This window comes from Nonomuraea sp. SYSU D8015 (assembly GCF_008065375.1).
Lineage (GTDB): Bacteria > Actinomycetota > Actinomycetes > Streptosporangiales > Streptosporangiaceae > Nonomuraea.
Genome location: NZ_VJYI01000007.1, coordinates 109,937 through 134,781, shown reverse-complemented (window position 1 = coordinate 134,781; position 24,845 = coordinate 109,937). Strand labels below are relative to the sequence as shown.

The 24,845-nt window shown below is 69.8% G+C and carries 20 protein-coding genes and 1 pseudogene; 13 read left to right on the top strand and 8 right to left on the bottom strand.

Annotated features, from left to right (window positions below):
* Window positions 1-37 precede the first annotated feature (37 nt).
* A complete protein-coding gene (locus tag ID574_RS28565) occupies window positions 38-1,498 on the bottom strand; it encodes an ABC transporter substrate-binding protein (protein WP_188192065.1) in 1,461 nt (486 codons plus the stop codon).
* A gap of 178 nt (window positions 1,499-1,676) precedes the next feature.
* On the opposite strand from ID574_RS28565, the gene ID574_RS28560 reads away from it, so the two are divergent.
* The 4 genes from ID574_RS28560 (at window position 1,677) to ID574_RS28545 (ending at window position 8,511) form a co-directional block, all read left to right on the top strand.
* Complete coding sequence (locus tag ID574_RS28560) at window positions 1,677-2,465, top strand: sugar phosphate isomerase/epimerase family protein (protein WP_188192064.1); 789 nt, start codon at window positions 1,677-1,679, stop codon at window positions 2,463-2,465.
* 29 nt (window positions 2,466-2,494) lie between these two features.
* A complete protein-coding gene (locus ID574_RS28555; protein ID WP_188192063.1) occupies window positions 2,495-3,523 on the top strand; it encodes a LacI family DNA-binding transcriptional regulator in 1,029 nt (342 codons plus the stop codon).
* A gap of 90 nt (window positions 3,524-3,613) precedes the next feature.
* Window positions 3,614-5,413 carry a DUF2264 domain-containing protein gene (locus ID574_RS28550; protein ID WP_223167163.1) on the top strand — a complete coding sequence of 600 codons (1,800 nt, stop codon included), beginning with the start codon at window positions 3,614-3,616 and terminating at the stop codon, window positions 5,411-5,413.
* 176 nt (window positions 5,414-5,589) lie between these two features.
* On the top strand, window positions 5,590-8,511 hold the full coding sequence (locus ID574_RS28545) for a glycoside hydrolase domain-containing protein (RefSeq protein ID WP_188192062.1): 2,922 nt from the start codon (window positions 5,590-5,592) through the stop codon (window positions 8,509-8,511).
* 89 nt (window positions 8,512-8,600) lie between these two features.
* Here the strand turns inward: ID574_RS28545 and ID574_RS28540 are convergent, their stop codons facing one another.
* On the bottom strand, window positions 8,601-9,752 hold the full coding sequence (locus ID574_RS28540) for an ROK family protein (protein ID WP_188192061.1): 1,152 nt from the start codon (window positions 9,750-9,752) through the stop codon (window positions 8,601-8,603).
* Window positions 9,753-9,830: 78 nt separating this feature from the next.
* Here ID574_RS28540 and ID574_RS28535 point away from each other — a divergent pair, with 78 nt between their 5' ends.
* From ID574_RS28535 to ID574_RS28520, 4 genes are read left to right on the top strand one after another with little or no spacing between them, the layout of a single operon-like run.
* Entirely contained in the window at window positions 9,831-11,093 is a 1,263-nt protein-coding gene (locus ID574_RS28535) for a Gfo/Idh/MocA family protein (RefSeq protein ID WP_336245554.1), read from the top strand.
* Between the two features lies 1 nt (window position 11,094).
* On the top strand, window positions 11,095-12,339 hold the full coding sequence (locus ID574_RS28530; RefSeq protein WP_188192059.1) for an ABC transporter substrate-binding protein: 1,245 nt from the start codon (window positions 11,095-11,097) through the stop codon (window positions 12,337-12,339).
* On the top strand, window positions 12,336-13,217 hold the full coding sequence (locus ID574_RS28525) for a carbohydrate ABC transporter permease (protein ID WP_188192058.1): 882 nt from the start codon (window positions 12,336-12,338) through the stop codon (window positions 13,215-13,217). The genes ID574_RS28530 and ID574_RS28525 overlap by 4 nt, the downstream gene beginning before the upstream one ends.
* Complete coding sequence (locus ID574_RS28520) at window positions 13,214-14,080, top strand: carbohydrate ABC transporter permease (RefSeq protein WP_188192057.1); 867 nt, start codon at window positions 13,214-13,216, stop codon at window positions 14,078-14,080. Before ID574_RS28525 ends, ID574_RS28520 begins: the two co-directional genes overlap by 4 nt.
* Window positions 14,081-14,203: 123 nt before the next feature.
* Here ID574_RS28520 and ID574_RS28515 read toward each other — a convergent pair whose 3' ends face one another.
* Window positions 14,204-15,475, bottom strand: coding sequence for a cytochrome P450 (locus ID574_RS28515; RefSeq protein ID WP_188192056.1), 1,272 nt, complete (start codon window positions 15,473-15,475; stop codon window positions 14,204-14,206).
* Between the two features lie 113 nt (window positions 15,476-15,588).
* Entirely contained in the window at window positions 15,589-16,791 is a 1,203-nt protein-coding gene (locus ID574_RS28510) for a hypothetical protein (protein WP_188192055.1), read from the bottom strand.
* 257 nt (window positions 16,792-17,048) lie between these two features.
* Between ID574_RS28510 and ID574_RS28505 the strand changes: the two genes are divergently transcribed.
* Window positions 17,049-17,633 (top strand): hemerythrin domain-containing protein, encoded by a 585-nt coding sequence (locus ID574_RS28505; protein WP_223167162.1) that lies wholly within the window; start codon window positions 17,049-17,051, stop codon window positions 17,631-17,633.
* A gap of 13 nt (window positions 17,634-17,646) precedes the next feature.
* Here ID574_RS28505 and ID574_RS28500 read toward each other — a convergent pair whose 3' ends face one another.
* From ID574_RS28500 to ID574_RS60190, 3 genes are all read right to left on the bottom strand, one after another.
* Window positions 17,647-18,438, bottom strand: coding sequence for a cytochrome c oxidase assembly protein (locus ID574_RS28500; RefSeq protein ID WP_188192054.1), 792 nt, complete (start codon window positions 18,436-18,438; stop codon window positions 17,647-17,649).
* Window positions 18,435-18,968, bottom strand: a complete 534-nt coding sequence (locus ID574_RS28495) for a DUF2243 domain-containing protein (RefSeq protein ID WP_188192053.1) — start codon at window positions 18,966-18,968, stop codon at window positions 18,435-18,437. Before ID574_RS28495 ends, ID574_RS28500 begins: the two co-directional genes overlap by 4 nt.
* A 118-nt stretch (window positions 18,969-19,086) precedes the next feature.
* Entirely contained in the window at window positions 19,087-19,650 is a 564-nt protein-coding gene (locus ID574_RS60190; RefSeq protein WP_336245553.1) for a sulfatase/phosphatase domain-containing protein, read from the bottom strand.
* On the opposite strand from ID574_RS60190, the pseudogene ID574_RS28485 reads away from it, so the two are divergent.
* Window positions 19,543-20,866 (top strand): annotated as a pseudogene (locus tag ID574_RS28485) (BNR repeat-containing protein). The gene ID574_RS60190 and the pseudogene ID574_RS28485 overlap by 108 nt on opposite strands.
* Window positions 20,867-20,895: 29 nt before the next feature.
* Here the strand turns inward: ID574_RS28485 and ID574_RS28480 are convergent.
* Complete coding sequence (locus ID574_RS28480; protein WP_188192051.1) at window positions 20,896-21,687, bottom strand: IclR family transcriptional regulator; 792 nt, start codon at window positions 21,685-21,687, stop codon at window positions 20,896-20,898.
* A gap of 156 nt (window positions 21,688-21,843) precedes the next feature.
* On the opposite strand from ID574_RS28480, the gene ID574_RS28475 reads away from it, so the two are divergent.
* From ID574_RS28475 to ID574_RS28465, 3 genes are read left to right on the top strand one after another with little or no spacing between them, the layout of a single operon-like run.
* The gene (locus ID574_RS28475; RefSeq protein WP_188192050.1) at window positions 21,844-23,058 is read left to right on the top strand and encodes an FAD-dependent monooxygenase; all 1,215 of its coding nucleotides are present in this window, start codon (window positions 21,844-21,846) and stop codon (window positions 23,056-23,058) included.
* A 53-nt stretch (window positions 23,059-23,111) separates the two neighbouring features.
* Window positions 23,112-23,975, top strand: a complete 864-nt coding sequence (locus ID574_RS28470) for a dioxygenase family protein (protein WP_188192049.1) — start codon at window positions 23,112-23,114, stop codon at window positions 23,973-23,975.
* A complete protein-coding gene (locus tag ID574_RS28465; protein WP_223167160.1) occupies window positions 23,972-24,826 on the top strand; it encodes a fumarylacetoacetate hydrolase family protein in 855 nt (284 codons plus the stop codon). The genes ID574_RS28470 and ID574_RS28465 overlap by 4 nt, the downstream gene beginning before the upstream one ends.
* Window positions 24,827-24,845: the final 19 nt, after the last annotated feature.

The following is a 24,845-nucleotide window of genomic DNA, read 5'->3' as shown; positions in this document are numbered from 1 at the left end:
GGGACGCCGCCGGCGCCTGGCCGGCGGCGCCGTCCGGTCACTGGCGGTACATGTCCGCGGTGTAGTCCTTGGTGTACTCCCAGTCGGGGAAGGTGTAGCAGTCCATCGACACCTTCAGGCCTCTGGCCGCCTCCTGTTTGAGCCCTTCCTCCAGCGCGGTCTGCCGCTGCTCGACGATGGCGGCGCCCACGGACGCCAGGGGCTGGCCGCTGACCAGTGCCTGGCTCATGGCCTCCCACTCACCGTCCGGGCTCTTCGCCAGCGCGTTGACGTACGCCTTGGACTTGGCGATGTCGGGGCACTTGAGCAGCGGCTCGGGGAGCTGGACCCGGTAGCCCGGCTTCGCGCCGATCTCCATGATCTGCTTGAGCACCGGATGGGTGACCATCTTCTGGTTGTCGACGTAGGACAGCGTGCCGAAGGCGTTCTTGTAGTACTGCTTGACGAAGTAGCCGTTGGGGTCGGTCATCCACTGGATGAACGTCCAGACGGCGTCGGGATGCTTGGTCTGCGAGCTGACCCAGTACTTGTTGCCGTCGTACGTGCGGCCGGCCGCGCCGGTCTGCCCCTCGTCCGGGTTGACACGCGGCGCCACCACGTAGTTGTCGCTGCTGAAGCCCTGGCTGTCCCACACGCTCAGCATCCAGGTGCCGTCGAAGTAGATGCCGGCCTGCCCGGCGGCGAACTGCTGGCGGGAGAAGTTCTTGTCGTTCGTGCCCGGCGCCAGGTACCCGAGCTTCTTGAGCTCCTGGATGAAGGCGAAGGTCTTCAGCTGGGCCGGCTCGGTCAGGTCGAACTTGCCCGTCTTGTAGTCGAAGAACTCGTCCGTCGAGACGCTGCTGACCAGGGCATACCAGATCCGCTGCATGTCCTCGCCCTTCGTGGGGGCGGCGATGCACTCCGCCTTGGTCTTGGCCTTGATCTGCGCGCAGGCGTTCTTGAGGTCGGTCCAGGTCTTGGGCGGGTTGCCGACGTCCAGCCCGGCCTGCTGGAAGACCTGCTTGTTGAGGAACATGTAGCCGGAGCCCCAGTAGAGGTTCTCCGTGAACGGGAAGCCGTACGTCTTCCCGTCCTGCATGTTGATGCCTTCCAGGAAGGACCCGTCCGGCCAGCGCTTGGTGAAGTCGGCGGGGACGGTGCCGTCCGGGCTGAGCGGGCGGATCCACTTCTGGTCCAGCAGCTCCGACAGCCCGGTGGCGTTCCAGTAGAACATGTCCGGCGCCTGGTTGCTCTGGAAGGCCAGGGGCAGCGTCTTCATGTAGTCGGCCTGGTTGATCGAGCGCCACTCGATCTTGATGTTGGGATGTTCCTTGGTGAACTGCGCGCCGACGTCCTTGTGGAATTTCACCTGTTCGGCGGAGAAGTCCCAGATCTTCAGGGTGGTCTGCCCGCCACCGCCGCCGCTGCTGCTGTTGGTCGATGTGCCGCACGCCGCCACGAGCAGTGAAGCGGCGGCTGCGATGATCATTGCGGCGATGCCTGGCCGATGGGGATTCATGGAGCCCTCCCGGGGGGTGGCCGAGTAGCCGGGTAAGCGCTTGCCCGAGGGTGGGTCCGAGAGTAACCCGGCTCATAGCCCGATTCAAGGGTTGTGAGAAAGCGCTTTCAGGAAGATGCTCGGACATGAACACTGTCCAGCGGCGCTTTGGGCCAAGCTCTACAAGCGATTTCTGACCATGGGAGTACGTGTGCGCCTGCTCGCCTTCACCAAGCCCTTCGGCCCCGTCGACGCGCCCCGGCTGGCCGAGGCCCTGGCCTCCGTGGGCGCCGACGGGGCGGACCTCGTCGTGCGCGAGGGGCAGACGGTCAGCCCCGCCGACCCCGGCGGCATCGCCGTCGTCGCTGCCGAGTTCGAGCGCCGCGGGCTCACCCTCGACGTCGTCACCACCGACCTGCTCGACGCCGACGCGGACGCCGAACGGATCATCGCGGCCTGCGGCGAGACCGGCGTCCCCCTCGTGCGGGCGGGCTTCTACCGCTACGACCCCGCCACGGGATACCGCCGCCAGGTGGAGGAGTCCAGGGCCGCGCTGACCCGGCTGGCCGGGCTCGCCGCCCGGCACGGCGTACAGCTGGCGCTCCAGCTGCATCACGGTACGATCCATCCATCCGCCTCGCTCGCCCTCGCACTCGCAGGCGACCTGAACGACGTGTGCTTCTACGCCGACCCCGGCAACCAGGCCAAGGAGGGCAGCGAGGCATGGGAGCTCAACGTCGATCTGCTGGGCGATCGGATGGCCTGCATGGGAGTGAAGAACGCCGTCTGGCGATCCGCCGCGGACGGCTGGGTGTGCGAGTGGCAACCGTTCGCGGACGGGGGCGTGGTCCGCTGGCCGGAGATCATCCCTGGGCTGCGCGCACGCGGCTACGCCGGACCGCTGTCGCTGCACGTCCACTACCCGGCGGCCGACCCGGTGGCGGCCGTACGGAGGGATCTCGGCCATCTGCGCGAGCTGCTCGGCTGACGGGCGCTGCACGGGGGTAGGAGGAGCAGGTGCGGAATCTGCGGCAGGGCCGCTCGACCCGGGTGACGATCAGCGACGTCGGGGCGGCGGCGGGGGTGTCGGCCTCGACGGTCTCCCGAGTGCTCAACGGCACGGCCAAGGTGGACCCCTCGCTGGCGGCGCGCGTCCATGACGCGGTCAGGCAGCTGGGCTATCGGCCCAACGCCGCGGCGCAGGGGCTCGCCCGCGGGGAGTGGGGCACCATCGGCGTGCTGGTCCCCAACCTGGCCAACCCCTACTTTCCCGACGTGCTCAAGGCCGTCTCGGCCGTCGCCCGCTCCCACGGGCGCCGCGTCATGGTCATGGAGACGGACGAGGACCCCTCGATCGAGCACGACCTGGTCGAAGACCTGATGCGCAGCTGCGACGGGGTGCTGCTCTGCTCGCCCCGCATGGAGCGCTCCGACCTGGTCGTCCTGACCGCCCGCGACCACCCGCTCGTCCTGCTCGACCGGATCGTCCCCGGCCTCGCCGCGCCCGCCGTCTCCGCCGACTTCTTCGGCGGGATGATGCTGATCTGCGGCCACCTGGCGCAGCTGGGCCACCGCCGGGTCGCCTACCTGAGCGGGCCCGAGGTGTCCTGGGCCAACTCCGAGCGGATCAGGGCGCTGGAGGCGGCCAAGGCGTTCGGCCTGTCCGTCACGATCCTGCCGTGCGGTTCCACCAGCCGCTGCGGCTACGAGGCCGCCGCCGAGGTGCCCGGCACCGGCGCCACCGCGCTCACCACGTACAACGACCTCGTGGCTCTTGGTGCGGTGGCCCGGATGCGCGAGCTCGGGGTGCGGGTTCCCGAGGAGCTGTCGGTGGTCGGGTTCGACGACATCGAGCTGGACCACGTGGCGCACACGAGCCTGACCACGGTGTCGGCGCCCCGGGGGCAGCTCGGCAAGCAGGCGGCCGAGATGCTGGAGACCCTCATGACCGAGGGGCACGACGGGGAGCCTGTGTACCTGCCCATGGAGCTGCACGTCCGCGACAGCACCGCACCGCCCCGGATGGCCGGCGAACTGGCCGGGTGACCGTACGGTCGCCGGGTGTTGTTGACAAGCGAGGCCGGCGGCGGGAACCCTTTGCCTGAAAACGCTTTCCTAGCGAAGGGGAGATGGCCTGTGGACACCGACGACCGCGCAGGACGGGCCGGCAGCGGCAGGGACGAGCTGAGGGATCAGGTCCTCGACCTGGTGGCGCCGCTGATCTCCCGGTTCTGTCCAGGCGGGGGGCGGCTGCGGCTGGGGTTCAACACGGCTCACTACGACCAGGCGGCCTCCGAGCTGGAAGCGTTTGCGCGTCCGCTGTGGGGGCTGGCGCCGCTGGCGGCCGGCGGCGGGGCGTTCGATCACTGGGACCTCTGGCGCGCCGGGCTCGCCGCCGGCACCGACCCCGAGCACCCCGACTACTGGGGCGCGGTCTTCGACCGGAACCAGCGGCTGGTCGAGACCGCCGCCATCGGCCTGACGCTCGCCCTCGCCCCCGAGCAGGTCTGGGACCCGCTGACCGGCCGGCAGCGCGACACAGTGGCCGCCTGGCTGCGGCACGCGGTCACCGTCCGGCCGAACGACAACAACTGGCTGTTCTTCCCGGTCATGGTGGGGTTGGGCCTCCGCCGCGTCGGCGTCTCCCACGACGAGGACGCCAACACGGCCAGGCTCGACCGGCTGGAGGAGTTCGACCTCGGACGCGGGTGGTACTCCGACGGGCCCACGTGGCAGCGCGACTACTACATCCCCTTCGCCATGCACTTCTACAGCCTCATCTACGCCGCGCTCGGCGACGACCCGGCCAGGGCCGGGCGCTTCCGCGAGCGGGCCGCAGCGTTCGCCCACGACTTCCAGCACTGGTTCACCAGCGAGGGGGTCGCCGTCCCGTTCGGCAGGAGCCTGACCTACCGCTTCGCGCAGTCGGCGTTCTGGGGGGCGCTGGCCTTCGCCGGGGTCGAGGCGCTGCCCTGGGAGGTGACCAAGGGGCACCTGCTGCGAAACCTGCGCTGGTGGGCCCGCCGGCCCATCCGCGACACCGCCGGGCTGCTCACCATCGGCTACGGCTACCCCCAGCCGCACATGGCCGAGCAGTACAACGCGCCTGGCTCGCCGTACTGGGCCATGAAGGCGTTCCTGCCGCTCGCCCTGCCCGCGGAGCACCCGTTCTGGGCTGCGAAGGACGCCGACGCGCCTCCGCTGCCCGAGGTCAGCACCCAGCCGGAGGCGGGCGTGGCGCTGATGCGCTGCGAGGAGGGTCGGCACGTGGTGATGCTGAGCGCGGGGCAGCGCAATCCGTGGGCGCGGCACGGCGCGGCCAAATACGCCAAGTTCGCCTACTCCACGCGCTTCGGCTTCAGCGTGCCCGCCGGGACGCTGAAGCTCGAGCAGGGGGCCTTCGACAGCACGCTCGCGCTCAGCGAGGACGGCGAGCACTGGCGGCCGTGCGAACTGCCGTACGACGCCTCCGCCTCCGACGGCGTGCTGCGCGCGCGCTGGACGCCCTGGGACGACGTGGAGATCGAGACCTGGCTGGTGGCGCGGCCCCCGTGGCACGTGCGGGTGCACCGGATCAGAACCGCGCGGGCGCTGCACACGGCCGAGGGCGCCTTCGCGGTCGACCGGGACCGGCCGCCCACCCGGGCCGACACCGGTCCCGGCCGGGCCAGGCTCGACTCGCCGCACGGCCTGTGCGTGATCGAGGACCTGTCAGGCCGGCGGGAGGGCGCCCTCGTCACGGCCCTGCCCGGCACCAACGTGCTCGTCCCGCGCACCACGATCCCCACGCTGAAGGGCGACCTGCCGCCCGGCGAGCACCTGCTGGCCTGCGCGGTCCTCGGCCTGGAGGCCGCGGGCCCGGATTCGGCGGGGTGGCCGGAGCCTCCCGCGTGGGATTCCATCGAGCCTCTGCTCGACCGGGCGCCCACACCGTGACGTCGCGGTCGCCGAGAACGCCCCCCTGCCACCGAAGTGGAGAAGAAGCACTCCGGCAACCCCTTGACCCAGACTTATACAAGAACACATGATAAGTGGCCATGCGACGTCGAGCCCTCTCCTTACTTTGCGCCCCCCTGCTCCTCGCACCATTCGCAGCGTTCGCGCCGGCGGCCATGGCCGGTCCGAACGCTGCGCAACTCTGGGTCGAGAGTGCACAGAAGACCGTCTACCGCACGACGACACTCCCGCAGACCCCGAGCACCTCCATCAACCTCGTAGCGGCCCGCGGTGAACACGAGAGCGCGCAGATCGCCGTGCGCGCGAAAGAACGGCTCCGCATCAAGCGCGTCCGCTTCGGCAACCTGACCGCGGGCGGCAAGCGGCCGATCGCGGCGGCCAACCTGCGCTACCACTTCGTCGCCTACAAGGACGACAGCACGGTCGCGGCGAACCCGTTCTTCCCCGACCGTGAGGGCAACCTCCTCTACCCCGAGTCGGCCATGCCGGACCCGCTGTCCAACGACCGGGCGACCTGGGTCGAGGCCGGCCAGACCCAGCCCGTCTTCGTGACCGGCTTCGTGCCGCGCGGCACGGCGCCCGGCACCTATCGCGGCACGGCGACAGTGGAGACGTCTCGTGGCGACTACTCCGTCCCGATCCGGCTCAGCGTGCACAACGCCGAGATCCCCACGATCGACAAGTCACCGTTCACCAACTACCACTGGACGATGACGAACGGTTTCACCTGGGACGGCTTCAGCTGGAATGGTGAGGCCGGCCAGGCCTACGACGTCGGCAAGTACTACTACGGCGTCGAGACCTACAGCGACGCGTGGTTCGGACTCATGGACGAGTTCGCACGCAAGCTCGCCGAATATCGCACCAACATGGTCTGGCTCCGCACCGACCTGTTCCTGCAGTCCACCGGCACGGAGCTGTCGGAATTCGTTCGGGGGATCCCGAAGGACATCGACTGGACGAACTTCGACCGCTACGTCGAGACGTTCAAGCGGCACGGGATCACCAACTTCGCGAACCAGCATCTCATTCACGCGCTGAACAAGATGCCGGACAACGAGAAGCCCGACGACAGCTGGAACACCAAACTGCCGGACAGCCTGCCGGTCACCGACGCCTTCCTGACCAACTACCTGACCGCGCTGCACCAGCACCTGAAGAGCAAGGGCTGGACGAACGGCCTGACCTGGTACCAGCACATTCGCGACGAGCCCATCACCGCTGACCAGCGCAACCTCTGGACCTATGTCGCGCGCGAGATCCAGCAGATCAACGCCGGCATCGGCGCCGATTTCCGCACCATGGACGCCGACCCCGACGGCATCCTGCTCGACGACAAGACCAAGCCCTACGTCGACACGTGGGTTCCGCTGACGCCGGCGTTCGAGCGCAAGAAGGCCGGCTACAAGGCACAGCAGGCCGCGGGTCAGGACCTGTGGGTCTACACGTGCGAGGTCAACACTCCCCCGTGGCTCAACCGGTTCTGGACGCAGCCGACGATGACCGGCCGCATGTTGTTCTGGGACCTCGAGCGCGAGGGCGTGCAGGGTCATCTGCACTGGGCGTGGAACGCGTGGTACGTGGGCCCGTGGAAGGGCGACTCCTACATCGTCTATCCCGACAAGGCCAACTTGACGGTGAAGAGCAGCCTGCGTCTCGAGGCACATCGCGATGGTCTCGAGGACTACGAGCTGCTCAACATCCTGAGGAAGCGCGACCCGGCCCTGGCGGAGCAGATCGTCGACAGCGCGATCAGCCCTGAGGACCCGCGGCGCTACACACTCGACCCGGCATATCTCGACACCCTGCACAGCTACCTCGTGCGGGCGGCCGCGGGCGAGAGTGTCGGCACGATTCCCCAGCCGACCAGCCCCTATGAGGGGCAGGATGTCCCGCGTACATTCCTGGTCGACAGCGCCGATGACGGCATCGGCTACTCCGCCGGCTGGGCGCAGCGGCAGCGGCAGTCCGCCTACCTCGGCAGCGTCCACCTGAGCAGGACCGCCGGCACCAAGGCGGCCTACGAGTTCGAGGGCACCGGTATCGACGCGTTCTTCGAGAAGAACACGACGACAGGAAAGGTCTCCGTGTCGGTCGACGGCGGGCCGGCGACGGTGATCGACCTCTACGAGGCGGTCCAGTACGACCGCTTCACCGCATATCGAAAGACCGGGCTGACGCCGGGCAAGCACCGGATCGAGATCACCAACCTGGAGAGCAAAGAGGTGCGGTTCGACGGATTCCGCGTGCATCTCGCACCCGGGCAGCAGCACTTCGACGCGACATTGAAGGACCTGAAGCTCACCGACGTCTCGGAATTCACGTTCGAGGGGCATCGCGGTGACTATGCGCTGCTCGTCAACCAGGGTGCGACCACCGTCGGCCTGACCCCGACGCTGACCGACGCCGGCGGCACGATCACCGTCGACGGCAGCGCCGTCGCCAATGGCGCGACCGTCGAGGTCGACGTGGCGAACGGCAAGAACAGGGTCGAGATCCGCACGCTGGCGAGCGACGGCCGGACCACGAAGACCTATGAGCTCACCCTCGTGAAGGGCGCGGTGAACACCCCGGACGCCAACATCGCCCGCAGCCACTCGGCGGTGTCGGCCTCGGCGGCCCGTGACGGCGACGGCGGCGTGCAGTACGGCCCGCAGAAGATGGTCGACGGCGAATACGGCACGATGTTCGCCGCCAAGCAGGGCTACACCGACGCGAACCCGTTCCCGCACGAGATCGTGCTGGACTGGAACGAGCCGAAGGCGTTCAACACGCTCGTGGTCGCCACCCGTGGCGGCATTCCGCAGGGCCTGACCGACGTCGACGTCGAGGTCTCGGCCGACGGCACCGGCTGGACGACCGCCGCGCAGGGCATCGCCTTCCGGTGGACGCACGACGATGACGACGGGATCATGGAGTATTCGGTCGCCGACCTCCCCGACCTGCAGGGCGTCAGGAAGCTGCGCCTGAAGATCAACGATGCGAACTACACCCGCTGGAGCATGTACGCCGTCTATGAGCTGGAGCTCTACAACCTGCCGGCTCCGCGTCCGGCGACGAGCGGGCAGAGCAGGTAGCCGCCACCGAGCACTCCGGCGGATTCGCGCCCGTCGCCTTGGTCAGGCGACGGGCACTGCCTGCGGTTCGCCCTCATGACTGACGATCGTCAAGAGGACGGCTTCGGCAGGGGGGCGTCGAAGTCGTAGAGGCGGGCGTCGACGTGATCGAGCGCGCGCCGTACCGCACCCAGGACCACGGCCTGCTCCCCCAGATCGGAGATCGCCACCACGGGAGGTTCGAGGCAGAACGGGTCCAGGTGCTTTCGCATCGGCCCGAGCAGCACGTCGCCCGAGCGCGAGACTCCGCCGCCGAGCACCACCAGCTCGGGATCCACGGTCAGCACCAACGCGGCGATGCCTTCCGCCAGGTCGCGCGCGTACTGCTCGACCGCCCACTGCGCGGCCGGGTCACCGGACCTGGCCGCGACGAAGACCCGGGCGGCGGCGTCCCGCGGCGCCGTGCCGGGCGGCAGGCCCTGGAAACCGGTCAGATGGACGGGCGCGCGGTGCCAGCCGACCAGCGGCAGCGCGCCGATCTCGCCCGCGCCGCCCCTGGCGCCTCTGAGCAGCTTGCCGCCCACCAGGATGCCCGCGCCCGTGCGCACGCCGGACAGCACGAACACCAGGTCGTCGACGTTGCGGGCCTGGCCGCGCCAGCGCTCGGCGAGAGCGGCCAGGTTGCAGTCGTTCTCCACCAGCACGGGGCAGTCGAAGCTCGCGCGCAGCTCGCCCGCCAGGTCGAGGCCGGTCCACTCGGGAAGGCCGACCGACAGCTTCACCACGCCCTCGGAGGTCACCACGCCGGTGGTGCCCGCGCAGACGGCGGCGATGCGGTCGGCGGTCAGCCCGGCGGCCTCCAGCGCGGCCGCGATCGCCGTCCTGAGGCCCGCGAGCCGCTCGGCGCGGCCCGCCGTGGCGGCGATCTGCTCGTCGTGCGCGGCCACGACCGTGCCCTCCAGATCGGCGACGCCAGCCCTGAGCGTGTAGGAGCCGATGTCGATCCCGAGCACGTGGCCGCCCGCCGCGTGGAAGGCGAACAACCTGGCAGGCCGCCCCATCTGGCCGCTCTCCGGCGGCAGCTCCTTGAGCCAGCCCGCCGCCAGCAGCTCTTCGACCAGGCCCTCCACGGTCGGCCTGGAGAGCGCGGCCCCCTTGGCGAGGTCGGTCAGTCCGAGCGGCCCCTGCGACCGGACCGTGCGGAGCGTCGTCACGAGATTGATCCGGCGAAGCCGCGAGGTGTCGCCGCCGCGAATGGTCACGCTTGCCCCCTTGACAGATCCTGTGCCGCAGAAATAAAAACATCCTTCATTAGTATGTGCAACTCATAGGGGATGCGGATGGTCACACTTGCCGTCATTGGAGCGGGCCTGCGCGGCACCGGCTACGCCAGGCTGGCACGCGAAGGCGGGTTGGCCGAGGTCGTGGCCGTCGCCGAGCCTGACCAGGGCAGGCGGGCGGACTTCGCGGCCGAGCACGGCATCCCGGCCGAACGCGCCTTCGCCGACTGGCGGGACCTGCTGGCCGGCGAGCGCCTGGCCGACGCGGTGATCGTGGCCACGCAGGACCGCCTGCACCTCCAGCCCGCCGTACGCGCGGCCGACCTGGGTTACCACATCCTGCTGGAGAAGCCGATGGCGCCGACGGAGGAGGACGCCGCGGCCATCGCCGCGGCCGCCGACCGCAGCGGCGTGATCCTGGCGGTCTGCCATGTGCTGCGCTACGCGCCCTACACCACCAGGCTCAAGGAACTCCTGGACGAGGGCAGGATCGGCCAGATCATGAACATCCAGCACCTGGAGCAGGTCGGCTGGTGGCACCAGGCACACTCCTTCGTGCGGGGGAACTGGCGGAACGAGGCCGAGTCGGCCCCGATGCTACTCGCCAAGGCGTGCCATGATCTCGACTGGATCGTGCACATCAAGGGCGAGGTGCCCGAGCGGGTCTCCTCCTTCGGCAAGCTCGTCCACTTCACCAAGGAGAGCAGGCCCGCGGGGGCTGCCGACCGATGCCTGGACTGCTCGATAGAGCCCACCTGCCCCTATTCGGCCAGGCGGTTGTACATGGAGTGCCTCGCCGATCCTAACCGGCACGTCTGGCCGCTCGGCGCGATCACCCGCGACTTCACCGAGGAGGGCGTGCTCACGGCCCTGCGCGAGGGCCCGTACGGCCGATGCGTCTACGCCTGCGACAACGACGTGGTCGACAGCCAGGTGGTGATCATGGAGTTCGCCGACGGCACGAGCGCCACCTGCACCATGACCGCGTTCGGCGCGCTCGAGCACAGGAAGACCAGGATCTTCGGCACGCGCGGCTCGATCGAGTGCGACGGCGAGACGCTGCGCGTCCACGACTTCCTCACCAATGAGGTGTCGGTGGTCGACGCCCTCGCCGGAGCGGACGCCTCGGCCGCCTCCGGGCACGGAGGGGGCGATGGGGCGCTGATGAAGGCGTTCGTCGCCGCCGTCCGCGACAACGATCCCGCCCTGGTCCCGACCGACGCACAAGCCAGCCTCGCCACGCACCGGGTGGTATGGGCCGCTGAACAGGCCCGGCACACCCGAACCGTCGTCTCGTTAGGAAAGGCCCCCCACCATGCGTAAATTGACGGTTGTCCTCCTGATCGGCGCCCTCGGCCTGGCCGCCTGCGGCAAGAAGAACAGCGGCGAATCCGCCCAGCAGTCGCTGTCCTACCGCTCGTCCTGGGGTGCGGCGGAACCCCAAGCGAAGATCATCAAGACGATCTTCGACGACTTCGCCAAGGAGACGGGCACCAAGGTCGACGTGAAGTTCGTCGGCCGCACCGGCAACGAGAACCTCAACGCCGAGATGGCCTCCGGCCAGGGCCCCGACCTGTTCGACACCACCACCGGCGACATCGACACCCTGACCGCGCAGCAACTGATCGGCCCGATGGACGACCTGGAGAACACCCAGATCCCCGGCGAGGGGAAGACGGTCAAGGAGGTGCTCCCCGAGCCGGTACGGCGGGCCTCCTCCGGCAAGAACGGCCTGGCGTATGTTCCGCACACGATCATCTCCACCGCCGTCTGGTACAACGCGGCCGAGCATCCCGGGCTGAACCCGCAGACCTGGGAGGAGTTCATCGCCTTCCTCGACGAGTCCAAGAAGGCCGGCCGCACCCCGATCGGCCAGGACGGCACGATCGCCTTCTACAACGTCTTCTGGTTCTACAGTCTGCTGGTGGGCGCCAACGGCGCGGGGAGCCTCGCCGAGCTGGCCAAGGACCCGGCCAACTGGGACAAGCCCCAGGTGCTCGACACGGCCGAGAAGGTCGAGCAGCTCGCCAAGGGCGGCTACTTCCAGCGCGACTTCATGGCGACCAAGTTCCCCGCCGCGCAGAACGCCTGGGCGCAGGGCAAGTACGACCTCAACATCAACGGCACCTGGCTGGCCAGCGAGGTCCAGCCCCAGCTGGCTCCCGGCTTCAAGGTCGCCTCGTTCCAGATGCCCGCGGGCGGCAAGAGGTCCATCGAGGTGGGCACCCTCGGCTGGGCCGTCAACGCCAAGGGCAAGAACGTCGCCACGGCCAAGAAGTTCCTGGCTTTCGCGCTGCAGAAGAAGTACATGGAGCAGTTCTCCACCGTGGCGCTGAACATCTCCTCGCGCGGTGACGTGCCCGCGCCCGCACACATGGCGGACGTGCAGAAGGCGGTGCTGGAGGCCAAGGAGACGCACCTGAGCTACGACTACGCGGGCGCAGACAAGACCTGGTGGGGCGACATGTTCCTGCCCCTGAACGACAGGCTCCTCTCCGGCAAGATCGACGCGACCGCGTTCGTCCGGGAGGGCAAGAAGCGGACGGCCCAGCACCTGGCGACCGGATGAAAACCTATGAACGGGCCTTCTGGCCCTTCCTGCTACCCGCCCTCCTGGTCTACACGCTGCTGTTCGTCGCGCCCTCGCTGTTCGGGATCTGGGTGAGCTTCACCAGATGGTCGGGACCCGGCTCGGAAATGGCCTGGCGCGGGCTGGACAACTACGTGGCGCTGCTGCACAACGAGGTCTTCGCCACGGCCTTCACCAACACCTTCGTGATGGCGATCGTCGGCGGCGCGCTGATCTTCGGCTTCACCTTCCTCTCGATGGTCGTGCTCAGGCAGCTCAAGGGGCGGGCCTTCATCCGGGCCGTCGTCTTCCTGCCGATGGTCATCTCGATCATCGCGATCGGCGCGGCGGTGGGCTTCCTGCTCAACCCCGAGGGCGCGGTCAACACCGTGCTCGAGTGGTCCGGCCTGGACCCGCAGCCCTGGCTCGGCCCCGAGATGGTGTTCCGCTGCATCGTGGGCGGCCTGGTCTGGTCGAGCACCGGCTTCTACGTCGCGCTGATGATGTCGGCGGCCGACGCCATCCCGGCGCACGTGTACGAGGACGCCCAGCTCATCGGGGCCACCAAATGGGAGCAGTTCCGGCACATCACGCTGCCGTTGACCTGGGACGTCTTCGCCGTCTCCGCCGTCCTCTGGGTGGTCGGCAGCCTGAAGATCTTCGACATCGTGCTGGCCTTCACCACCGCGGGAACCGCTGCCGCACCGCCGATCCCCGCCCGCACGATCGCGGTGCAGCAGTTCATCGTGGTGAAGGGCGCCGGCCTGCCGGATCTCGGAAGCGCGGCGGCCATGGGCGTGATGACGCTCCTCGTGACGGCCGTACTGATCGTGCTGACCCGGCGCATCACCCGGCGTGATCGAGTGGAGCTTTCATGAGACGTCTGATCGGGGACATCCTGCTGCCCAGGGCCACGGCCGTCGCGTTGTGGGCCTGGGTCGCCTTCAACCTCGCCCTGATCGCGTGGGTGGGCATCCAGTCGCTGAAGGAATCGGGCGAGGTGTGGCTGAATCCGTTCGCCCTGCCGGAGACCCCGCGCTGGGACAACTTCAGCTCGGCGTGGCAGGCGGCGGAGTTCTCCGCCGCGGCCATGAACAGCGTGGTGCTGACCCTGTTCGGATCCGTGTTGATCGTGGCGGTGTCGGCCCCCGCCGCGTATGTGCTGGCACGCTCGAGCCGGCGCGTCGCCGGCCCCGCCGTCAACTACTTCGCGATAGGGCTGAGCATCCCGATTCAGACGATCCTGGTGCCGATCGTGGTGATCAAACTGTCGGTCTACACCTTCATGGAGGACTGGGTCACCGGCTGGTGGGACAACCGCATCACCTTGCTGGTCTTCCAGGTGGCGCTGTCGGTCCCCTTCGCGGTGTTCGTGCTCACCGGGTACATGCGCTCGCTGCCGCACGAGATCGAGGAGGCGGCCGAGATCGACGGCGCCGGCCCGCTCCGCGCGTTCGTCCAGGTCATCATGCCCGTGGCCAGGCCGGGCCTGACCACGGTGTTCGTGCTCAACGTCATGGGCCTGTGGAACGAGACCCTGCTCGCCCTGCTGATCGCCCCGCTTCCCGAGGAACGCAACCTGCCCGCCGCGCTCCTCGGGCTGTACAGCAGCATGCAGTACAGCTCCGACTGGGGCGGCATGTTCGCGGGCATCGTGATCCTGGTCTACCCCATGATCGTGCTCTACATCTGGCTGGGCCGCCGCATCGTCGACGGCATGACCGCCGGAATCAGCAGGTGAACCTGTACATGCCGCACGGTGGGACCACCTTCCGCGCCACACTGGAGGTCGCCGAGCCCGCGGACGCCGGCGTCCTGGTGGGTCGCTGCTGGAAGCGAGGACCTCAGCAGGCCGCGGTTCGGATCAGAGTCCGGTGCCCGCACGCCGCGCCGATGCCGGCTGTCGCGTGGTCGCGGGGCTGGGGACGGCCATCACGAACCCGCTCGCCGGGCGGGCGGGGATCCGCCGGAGGGAGATGGTCAGGTCCTGTTGCGGCACGTCGTAGTCCAACCGGGCGAGCCGTACCGCCAGCGTCTGCAGCAGTGCGATCGTGATGTCTTCTCCCGGGCACCGGTGGCCGGTGGCCGGATCCCCGCCACCCTGCGGGATCAAGTCGTACTCGCCCATCTGGCGGCCGACGAACCGCTGCGGGTCGAAGGTGTAGGGCTCGTCCCACAGGCCGGGGTCGTGGTTCTGCCCGTAGACGTCGAGCAGTACCAGAGAGCCCGCGGGGATGCTCTCCCCCGCCCAGGACAGCTCGCGGACCGCCCTGCCCGCGACGAAGGGCGCGAACGGGTAGAAGCGGCGGACCTCGTGCGCGAACGCCTCGGCGAAGGACGGATCCCCGCTGAGCAACGCGGCGCGGTGCTCGGGCCAGCGGTGCAGCGCATGAGCCGCGAACGTCACGAACCAGCTCACGGCCACGGTCGGGCGGATGACGTTGAGCAGTTCCACCGCCGCCAGACGCGGGTCGAGCAGCTTGCCGTCGGCGTCACGGTGGCCTGCGACCACATCGAGGGCCGAGCCCGTCGCCGCCGTGGCGGTGCCGTCACGTACCTGCTGGACGAGGTCGCCCAGCCACGCCTCGCGGCGGATGCGGGCCAGCCGCGCCCGCCAGTGCCGGGGCCCGCCGCTGCCGAACCCGTCGACCGTGGCCGTGAGGCCGGCTGCCAGAGCCGGCACCTCGGACTCGTCCAGGGGTATGCCCGCCCATCGGCACACTCCCCGGGTCAGGACCTTGGCGGCCTCGTCGAAAAGCACGACCTGCCGCTCGAGGGTCCACGCGTCGACCGCCTCGTCCCAGCATGCGCTGGTGTGCGTCACCAGAGAGGCGACACCCGGACCGGTCAACAGCGACATGAACATCGCCTTGCGTACGCGGTGGTGGTCGCCGTCCAGGGTGTGCACGGCTCCGTGCCCCAGTAACGTGCTCAGGACGGGCTCGGGAATCGCCGTATGGCGGCGGATGTGGTCCTCGTCGTAGAAGAACCGCGCCGCCTCCGGTCCGCACATTCCCACGGCACGCCGGCCCATCAGCCTCGTCTGCGCGACCTGGCCCGAGCTGCGCCGCCGTAGAGCGGGCAGCCAGCCGTAGCCTTCGAGCAGCAGGAAAAGCGTCTCATCCCGTAGAAGCATGGGCTCCGATCTGCCCGGGGGTTCACCGGTGAAACCGCCGTGCTCCGCCCGCGCATCGCGTCGGGTGGCCTCACCGGTGAGTTCGCTCTCCGACGTTTTGTGGCGTCGGCCGGTCAGCGCTGGAGTTGCAGGCTTCCCACCGGGTGAGGACCCTCGGTCTCCAGCCGGTATTCGCGGCCCGACTTGTCGCGGTTTTCGTCGATGACGCGCTCGGACGGCGGCTTCTCCCCGCCCATGAGCGCTTCCTGCATCTTCTCGAACCGCTCGTGGGCCTCCTGCACGTAGCCCGTCCCGAGAGTGGTGTAGTCGATCTGGGTGGCGATCAGGTCGCGGATGAACCCCTTGTTCGGCTCGAACGTCACCGGAGCCGGCAGCTCCGGCGCGCACACCTGCTCCGGGTCACGCCCGTCGTGCTTCTTGAACAGCTCGGCTGCCAGCCGCAGGTGCTCCAGCTCCATGTTGAGGTGCAGCTCCCAGATGCTCTTCACCTTCGGATCGGACTCGGTCTGCATGAACGAGTGGTACAGGTAGCACTCGTTGTACTCGTGGTTGAGCAGCATCTCCCACCAGCTCTCGCCCGGGTCGACCAGCGACTCGTAGTGGGTGACGTGCTCCTCCTCGATCAGCCCGATCTCCTGGTAGAGCTGGCGCGCGATCGGCTCCATGTATGTCGGGCCGACGTTCATGTAGAAGTTCATGGTCTGCTGCTCGGCCGACATGATCGTCAGCGCGTGCAGCTTGGAGATCGGGACGGTGCTGTTCCGGTCGTACGGCTCACGCACGTTGTCGCGGGGGTCGCGGTGGTGGCGGATCGTGGGCCGACCGGGCATGACCTCGGTCAGGTTGTCCACGATCTTCTCGGCCTTGCGGTGCTCGATCATCTCGTACAGGTTCGCGTACCGGTAGAGGTGGTCGAAGTCCTCCAGCACGCCGAACTCATAAGCCTGCCGCAGGTAGGGGTCGGGCTCCATGCGGGCCACCCAGGAGGTCAGGTCCACGGCGACCTGCTCGTAGGCGATGGTGGTCTCCAGCACCGAGGCGAGGCCTGGTAGCAGCCAGTTGACCACCCTCTGTTGCTGGGCCTCGATGTAGCGCACCCGGGCCAGCTGCTGCTTGAGCTCGATGTCGGGGCAGTGGCGGGAGAGGTGGTGGCTGAAGAAGATCGCCTCGCTCTCGATGCCGTTCATCGTGATGATCCGGCACCGGGTGTACGGGTCGGCGTGGTCGGGGTCGATGGGCGTGACGTTCAGCTCGCGCCAGTTGCGCAGCTGCTTGTCCAGCGGGATGCCCCGTTCCTGCAACGGATTGAAAGTCATGTGTCTTGCGCTCCTTCGCGCTGCTCGACTACGCGGGCTCGTGCCCTTGCGCTCTTGGGCTCAGCCGCCCGATACACCCCCAGCGCACCCTCCTGAAGGGCCGGCGGAGCGAGGCGACGACAGCCGACAGCGGGCCTACCCGGGGACCTCGAGGACAATCCCCTCGTCTCGCCGCCGGAGTCCCCGGACTTGGTAAGCCCAGGCGTGACCAGCGAGTCCGAGGGTAGGCAGGGGCCGTATTCGAGAGGAGAGCGATCATGGTCGGTCAGAAGACGATGCCCGAGACGATGGGCGAGAGCGATGTCATCGATCTGCTGCTCGCGCAGCACGCGATGATCAGGGACATGTTCGACGAGGTCGAGCAGGCGCCCCCCGATCAGCGCGGCGAGGCGTTCACCCGGCTGGTACGGCTCCTGGCCGTGCACGAGACCGCCGAGGAAGAGATCGTCCACCCCTATGCCCGCGGCAAGATCGAGGGCGGCGACGGCGTCGTCGAGGACCGCCTGACGGAGGAGAACGAGGCCAAGCAGCTCCTGCAGCGTATGGATCAGGCCGGCCCGGATGCCCCCGACTTCGCCCAGAACCTCGCCATGCTGCGCGCCGCCGTCGAAGCCCACGCCCGCAGCGAGGAACGCTACGAATTCACCCGGCTACGCGCGCAGACCACCGAGATCGAGCGCCGCGGCATGGCCGTCGGCGTCAAGGCCGCCGAGGCGATGGCCCCCACCCACCCGCACCCGGGCACCGAATCGGCGATCAAGAACGTGCTCATGGGCACCCCCCTCGCCATGATGGACCGGGCCCGCGACGTGATCCGTCAGGCCATGGGCAAGCGAGGCTGACCCGACGGCATGTCTAGCCGCGGACAGCGCGGGTGACAGAGTTGCGGCGGCGGTCCGCCGCCAGAGCCCGGCCCGTGGCCGCGTACCACTGCACGGCGAGCGTGACGGCCAGGGCCAGCTCGACCAGATCGCCGCCGTAATACATCAGCTGGGCGCCGGCCCGCAGATCTGCCGTGGCGAACGTCGTGCCGGGCGGAGGCGCCGCGTACAGCGTCTTGGCCAGCACCGCGTGGGCGGCGCCGGCGGCCAGCAGGGCGCCGGCCCGCCAGCGCAGGCTCCAGCGCCTGCGCGGCGGGTCCAGGGCGCACACCGCGAAGGCCAGCAGCGTCCCGGCCGCCAGGACGTGCAGGTGCACGACGACATGGAGCCACGCCAGGTGGTGGGTGGCCGCGAACAGCGGCGTGCGGTACAGCAGCCACAACCCGCCGACGTCGAACAGCGCCGCCGCCGGCGGGAACGTCACCCACACCGCATAACGCGAGTGGGCCACCACGAGCAGGGCGCGCCGCACCCGCCCGGGCCGCAGCACGCGCAGCGCCAGCGTGAGCGGCCGGGCCAGGACCAGGAGCAGCGGGGCGACCATGCCGGCCACCAGGTGCTGGGCCATGTGCCCCGTGAACGGCGCCGCCGGCGGCGGCACGGCGATCGCGGCCGCCAGCGCGATGCCCCCGGCGGCGAACGAGGCGTCCCGCGCCTGCGGCCAGGCATCGCCCCGATGGCGCAGGCGGCGCGCGGCCGTCAGATAGACGGCGACCATCAGCAGCGCGGCGACGGCCGCAGGTGCGGCTCCATGGGCGGCCGTCATCGCGCGTCTTTCCGCTCCGCACGCCGGGCGTCTTTCCGCTCCGCACGCCGGGCGCCTTTCCGCTCCGCACGCCGGGCGCCGCGGCGGGCCCGGAGGGCCAGCGCCGCACCGACCGCCACGAGCAGCAGCGCGGCCCCGTTCCAGACCAGGTCGTACGGCAGCAGATCGACCCCGTAGCGGATCTGGTGCACACGCAGCACCTTGTGGTCGACCAGGCCGTCGAAGAGCTGGAAGCCGCCCATGCCCAGGAACAGCCCGGCCCAGGCGTGCCCGGCGGCCAGTGCCCGGCGACGGCGCAGATCTGCCCACATCACGAACCCGGCCACCAAGGCCAGCAACTCGGCCGTGTGCAGGAGCCCGTCCGACAGCAGCCCCACCGCCGGGGTCGAGCGATCGTAGAAGTGGTGCCAGCCCAGCAGCTGGTGGAAGACGATCTCATCGATCGCCGCCATCACCGCCGCCCCGATCAGCGCCGCCGCCGCCATCGACCGATGGGCCCGCGGCTCGGCGGCCGGGTCCGTTGGTGCCATGATCCGACTCCTCCGGCGTAGATGCATCAAGGTCGAGCGGCGGTCACGCCTGTGCTCCATCCACTCGTACCCCCATGCCTCGTGAGAGCACGGCCGGGGTCGGCGCCGCGCGGAGGGCTCAGGGTCTGGGGCCGGGCACCGGGGCCCATGCGCGGCAGTCGGCGCCCGCGCAGGTCCGCAGGCGTGCCAGGCGATCGGCGAGGGCCTGCCGCGTGGCGTCGTAGCGCGGGTCGGCGTGCACGCTGGTCAGCTCGTGGGGGTCGCTTTGGAGGTCGTAGAGCTCCAGCTCGCCCGTCGAGCGCTCGACGTATTTCCAGCGCGGCGTCCGCAGGCCGACGTACCAGGGGTTGCCGGTCGTCTTGGGGCCGGTCTCGATCACGATGGCGCGCGGGATGGTGGCGGCGCCGCGGGCGATCGGCAGCAGCGAACGGCCGTCGAGGGTGACGCTGGCGGTCGCGCTGGCGGCGTCGAGGATCGTCGGCGCCAGGTCGATGTTGGCCGCCATCGTCTTGACGTGCTTGCCCGCCGGCAGTCCCGGACCTCTCATGATCAGCGGAACCCGGATGGTCCCGCGGTGAGCCGGCTCGGTGACACCCTGCTCGACCCGGCGGCGCTGTACTTCGTCTCCTACGACGGGCTGGTCAACGTCGAGTCGTTCCAGCTCAACGGCATCGTGACGCATGCCGGGCACCAATACGCCGCCTGGTACACCGCGACGCGGGACGTGCGGATCGCGCGCCGGGCCCTGCCGGGCGGCGCCTGGCAGGCGATCACGCTGCCGCACCGGCTGAGCGTCAACGACTCCCACAACGTCATCTGCCTGGGCGTCTCGCCCGCCGACGGCCGCCTGCACGTGGCCATGGACACCCACAACAGCACCGTCTACTACACCAAGTCGGAGCCGGGGCTGGTGACGGGGACGGGCGCGTGGTCGGCGAGCCGGTTCGGGGCGGTGCAGCGGAGCCTCGACGGGACGTCCCTGGGCGCCATCACGTATCCGCAGTTCGTCGTGGCGCCGTCGGGGCGGCTGCAGCTCTTCTACCGCACCGGCGGCTCGGGCAACGGCACGAACGAGCTGGCGGACTACACCCCGAACGGCTGGACAAGACTCGGCAAGTGGTCGGCGGCCACCGGCTCGTACACCCACAACGGCGTCACCAACCACGACCCGCAACATGTACGTCCACGGCCTGACGTACCGCGGCAACCGCCTGCACGTGGCCTTCACCTGGCGCGAGGGCAACACCGCCGTGCTGTGCAACCCGGGAGGGCTCGCCAACCACGACACCTGCTACATCGACAGCGACGACCAGGGACGCACCTGGCGCAACGGCGCGGGCGCCCAGGTGGGCACGACGGGCGGGGCCCTGGTGTCGGTCGCCTCGCCGGGCCTGGTCGTCGATCCGCTCACGGTGGACCACGGGTTGATGAACCAGGAGAGCCAGGCCGTCGACTCCGCCGGGCGTCCGCACGTCGTCATCAGCTACGTCCCCGGGCGCTTCACGCAGTGCGTCTCCTCCTACGCCGCCCAGCGCCGCTCGTACGGCCGGGCCTTCCACGTCCGCCGGGACGCCGCCGGCGGCTGGCACAAGCGGGAGATCCCGGTCGCGCTGAATTCCACGGGCCGTTCCCGCCTGGTCTTCGACACCTCCGACAACGCGTACGTGGTGCTGCCGTTCGGGCGCGTGGCGGCGGCGAGCGCCGCTTCGGGCTGGGCCGACTGGAGCGTGCTCTTCGACGGGGCGGGGCTGAACGCCTTCGGCGAGGTCGTCGTCGACTACGCGCGCCTGGCCGCAGAGCGTGTCCTGTCGGTCATGTACCAGCAAACCTCCAGCGGCACGACCCCTCGGCCCTGCGGGTGCTCGATCTCCGCCTCGGCGGGTAGCCCATCTTCCTGACGTGCCGTTTCGTCGCCGGGACCAGGTCATCAATTCCGGAGGGTGGGCTCGCGGACCCGGACGCCGGGCCGCCAGCCGAGCCGCCGCGAGATCCCCAAGCCGCTCGCCAGGACCGACGGCAGTGCGGCCTGATGCTTGACCGAGCCCGCCCGGAGCACCACCGACAGGGCCGCGACGACACGGCCGTCGCCGTCGACGATGCGCGTGGCCACCGAGTCGGCTCCCTCGGTCAGCTCCCCACGAACGCCGGCGACTCCGCTCCGGCGGCACGCCGCGATCTCGTGGCGCAACCGCGCCGGATCGACCACCGTCCGCGGGGTGTAGCGACGAAGCCCGCCGTTCAGGACGCTCTCGATCAGCTCCGGACCGCCATGGCTGAGCAGCACCTTCCCCACGCCGGAACAATGCAGCGGCAGCCGCCCGCCGACCTGCGACACCAGGCACACGGCGTGCGGGGCGGAGAGCCGCTCGATGATCACTGCCTCGTTTCCCTCGAGGACGGCGAGTTGCACATGCTGGCGAAGCGCGCTGTGCAGATCCTCCATGAACGGCTGGGCCAGGCTCCGCAAGGACTCGGTCAGCGGTGCCAGCGTCCCGAGCTGCCACAACCGGAGGCCGACCGTGAACCGCCCGTCCTTGCGGCGCTCCAGGGCGCCCGCCGCGACCAGCTCCATGGCCAGACGACGCACGGTGGGGTGCGGAATGCCGGTCATGCGCACCAGATCGGCCAGGCTCAGGTCGGGATGGCCGGGCTGGAAGGCGAAGAGGATCTCCAGGAGGCGGGAGCTCACCGTTCTGCCCGGCTCACGCGTTCGCGGCATGCCCTGCGGGACCTCCTCGCTCCTCGGGTAGTGGCACCCTAACAGGCATGTTCATTGAATGAACACACCCACCCGCTCCGGCATCGCAGTCGGGCACCATGACGCCATCGGGCGCGCCAACGGGCGCGGTGACCACCACGTCAGAAGCGGAGCGGGATGGCCGGCGCAGGGGCGGAGAACCCACGCATCGCGATCCTGGGAGGCGGGATCGGCGGACTCGCGACCTGCGCCTTCCTCCGGCGCGCCGGCATCTCCGCCACCGTCTACGAACAAGCCCCGGTGCTGCGGGAGGTGGGTGCGGGATTGGTGGTGGCGCCGAACGTGGCCCGGCTGCTGCGCCGGCTCGGCGTCCTCGACGACTTCCTGCACCGTGCCGTACGGCTCGAGATCGGCTGGGAGTTCCGCCGCTGGCAGGACGGCACGGTGCTGTCCGCCGAGGATCTCGCCTCGGCCTGCGAACAGCTGTACGGCGAGCACACCTACACCGCGCACCGCGCCGACCTCCTGGACGTACTGCGATCAGCCGTCCCCGACAGCAACGTCCGCCTGGGCAAACGATGCGTCGGCCTCACCATCCGCGACGACGGCCCGCCCGTGCTGCGCTTCGCCGACGGCGAGATCGCCGAGCCCGACGTCGTGATCGGAGCAGACGGCATCCACTCCGTCGTGCGCAGCACGATCGCCGGGTCCTCGCCGGCCACCTACTCCGGCATCTGCGCCTTCCGCGCCCTCGTGCCGGCCGAGCGTGCCCCGGCCTTCGCCCGGCGCAAGGCCCAGACCCTGTGGATCGGGCCCGACCACCATCTGGTGCACTACCCCGTCTCGGCCGGGCGGTTCGTGAACCTCGTCGCGTTCGCCCCGGCCAGGGACGATGCCGTCGAGTCCTGGACCGCGACCGCGACGGTGGAGGAGTTCCTGGCCGAGTTCGAAGGCTGGGATCCGCGGCTGACCGAGCTCATCCGGGCGGGTGGGACACCCGGACGGTGGGCCCTGCTGGATCGCGCGCCGCTGCGGCGATGGAGCAGGGGCCCGGTGACCCTCCTCGGCGACGCGGCGCACCCGATGTTCCCCTTCTTCGGGCAGGGGGCGGCTCAGGCCATCGAGGACGCCGCCGTGCTCGCCCGCTGTCTCGCCGACGACCTGGGCGATCCCGCCGCGGCCCTCCAGCGTTACGAGAGGGTGCGCATCCCCCGCACCAGCCGGTTGCAGGAGGTCAGTCACGCCCGGGCGTTCGTCAACCACCTGCCCGACGGGCCGGAGCAACAGGCCCGCGACAAGTCCTTCGCCGACGCGGACCCCTTGGTGGCGAACGGCTGGATCTACGCCTACGACTTCGACGACGCATTGGAAGAGACCGCCGACACGCCATGACCGCGCTCCGACCGCCCCGATCGCCTGCCCTGACCGCCGACGAAGGAGGTCTCATGACGCCGCTGCTGCGCCAGGTGCTCAGCCAGGTCGACGGGCCGGACCCCCGGCTCAACGAGCTCGTCTCCGCCCTGGTCACCCACCTGCACGCCTTCGTCGAAGAGGTGCGCCCGACCGAGCGCGAGTGGCTCGCCGGGCTGGACTTCCTGATCGAGACCGGCAAGATGTGCACACCTGACCGGAACGAGTTCATCCTGCTGTCCGACATGCTCGGCCTCACCAGTGCCGTGGACGACGTCAACCACGCCGGCCCCGACAACATGACGCCGTCCTCGGTGGAAGGCCCCTTCCACTCCCCCACGCCCGCACGCGAGCTCGGCGCCTGGATCAGCTCCGGCCCCGAACGGGAGCGCGGCGTGCCGACGGTCGTGCACGGCCGCGTCCTCGACTGCGACGGCACCCCGCTGGCCGGCGCCGTGGTGGACCTGTGGCAGGCCGACGACACCGGCCTGTACGACACACAGGACGACAGCCAGGACCGCGGTAACCTGCGCGGCCTGTTCACCACCGACGCCGACGGCCGCTACTGGTTCCGCACCATCCGGCCCAGCAGCTACCCCGTCCCGACCGACGGAACCGGCGGCAGGCTGCTGCACGCGATCGGCCGCCATCCGATGCGCCCGGCGCACCTGCACTACCGGGTCACCGCGGACGGCTACCGGCCCCTGACGACCCACGTGTTCCTGGCCGGCGATCCCTACCTCGGCTCTGACGCCGCCTTCGCGGTCAAGGACGAACTGATCTGCCACCCCGTCGCCCACGACACCGGCAGCGAGCAATGGGAGATCGACGGCCCCTTCGAGGAGATCGCCTTCGACCTGAGGCTGGTCTCGGTGAACTGGACGGAGGAAAAGGCGTGAAGCTCGCCGGAGTGCGGCCGGCCGGAGACGACACGGTCCACGTCGCGCGCCTGGACGGCGACACCGTCCAGATCGTGACCGACGTGGCCCGCTTCTGGGCCGACGCCCGCGGCTGGACGGCCAAGGCCGCCGAGCTGACAGGCGCCGGCGTCTCCGTGGAGGAGGTGCGCTTCGCGCCGCCGGTGCCCCCGTCGGCGCGGGTGATCTGCGTCGGCCTCAACTATCGCGCCCACGCCGCCGAAGGCTCGTTCGAGGTGCCGGACCACCCGACCCTGTTCGGCCGCTGGACGGCCTCCCTCAGCGTCGGGGACGTGCCCGTGCCCGTGCCGTCCGGCGAGGCGGGGCTCGACTGGGAGGGCGAGGTCGCCGCGTACGTCGCCGAGCCCCTGGCCGATGTAGACCCCGGCACGGCGCTGTCGGCCGTGCTCGGCTACTCCACCTTCAACGACCTGACCGCCCGCCGCGCCCAGAAGCTCACCACGCAGTGGACGCTCGGCAAGAACGGCGACCGCAGCGGGCCCCTGGGCCCGATCGTCACCGCCGACGAGGTCGGCGACCTGCGCGACGGGCTGCGCGTCCAGACCCGCGTCAACGGCACGATCGTGCAGGACGGCAACACCCGCGACATGATCTTCGGCGTCGGCGACGTGCTCTGCCTGATCAGCCGCACCCTCACGCTCAATCCCGGTGACGTCATCGCCACCGGCACCCCTGACGGGGTCGGCTACGTCCGAACCCCGCCGTGGCTGCTGCAGCCGGGCGACGTGGTGGAGGTCGAGATCGACCGGCTCGGCACACTGCGCACGCCCGTCGTCAGCCGCGGTCGGCAGTCAGCGACGCGCCCATCGTGACCGGTTCGCGGGATCGTGG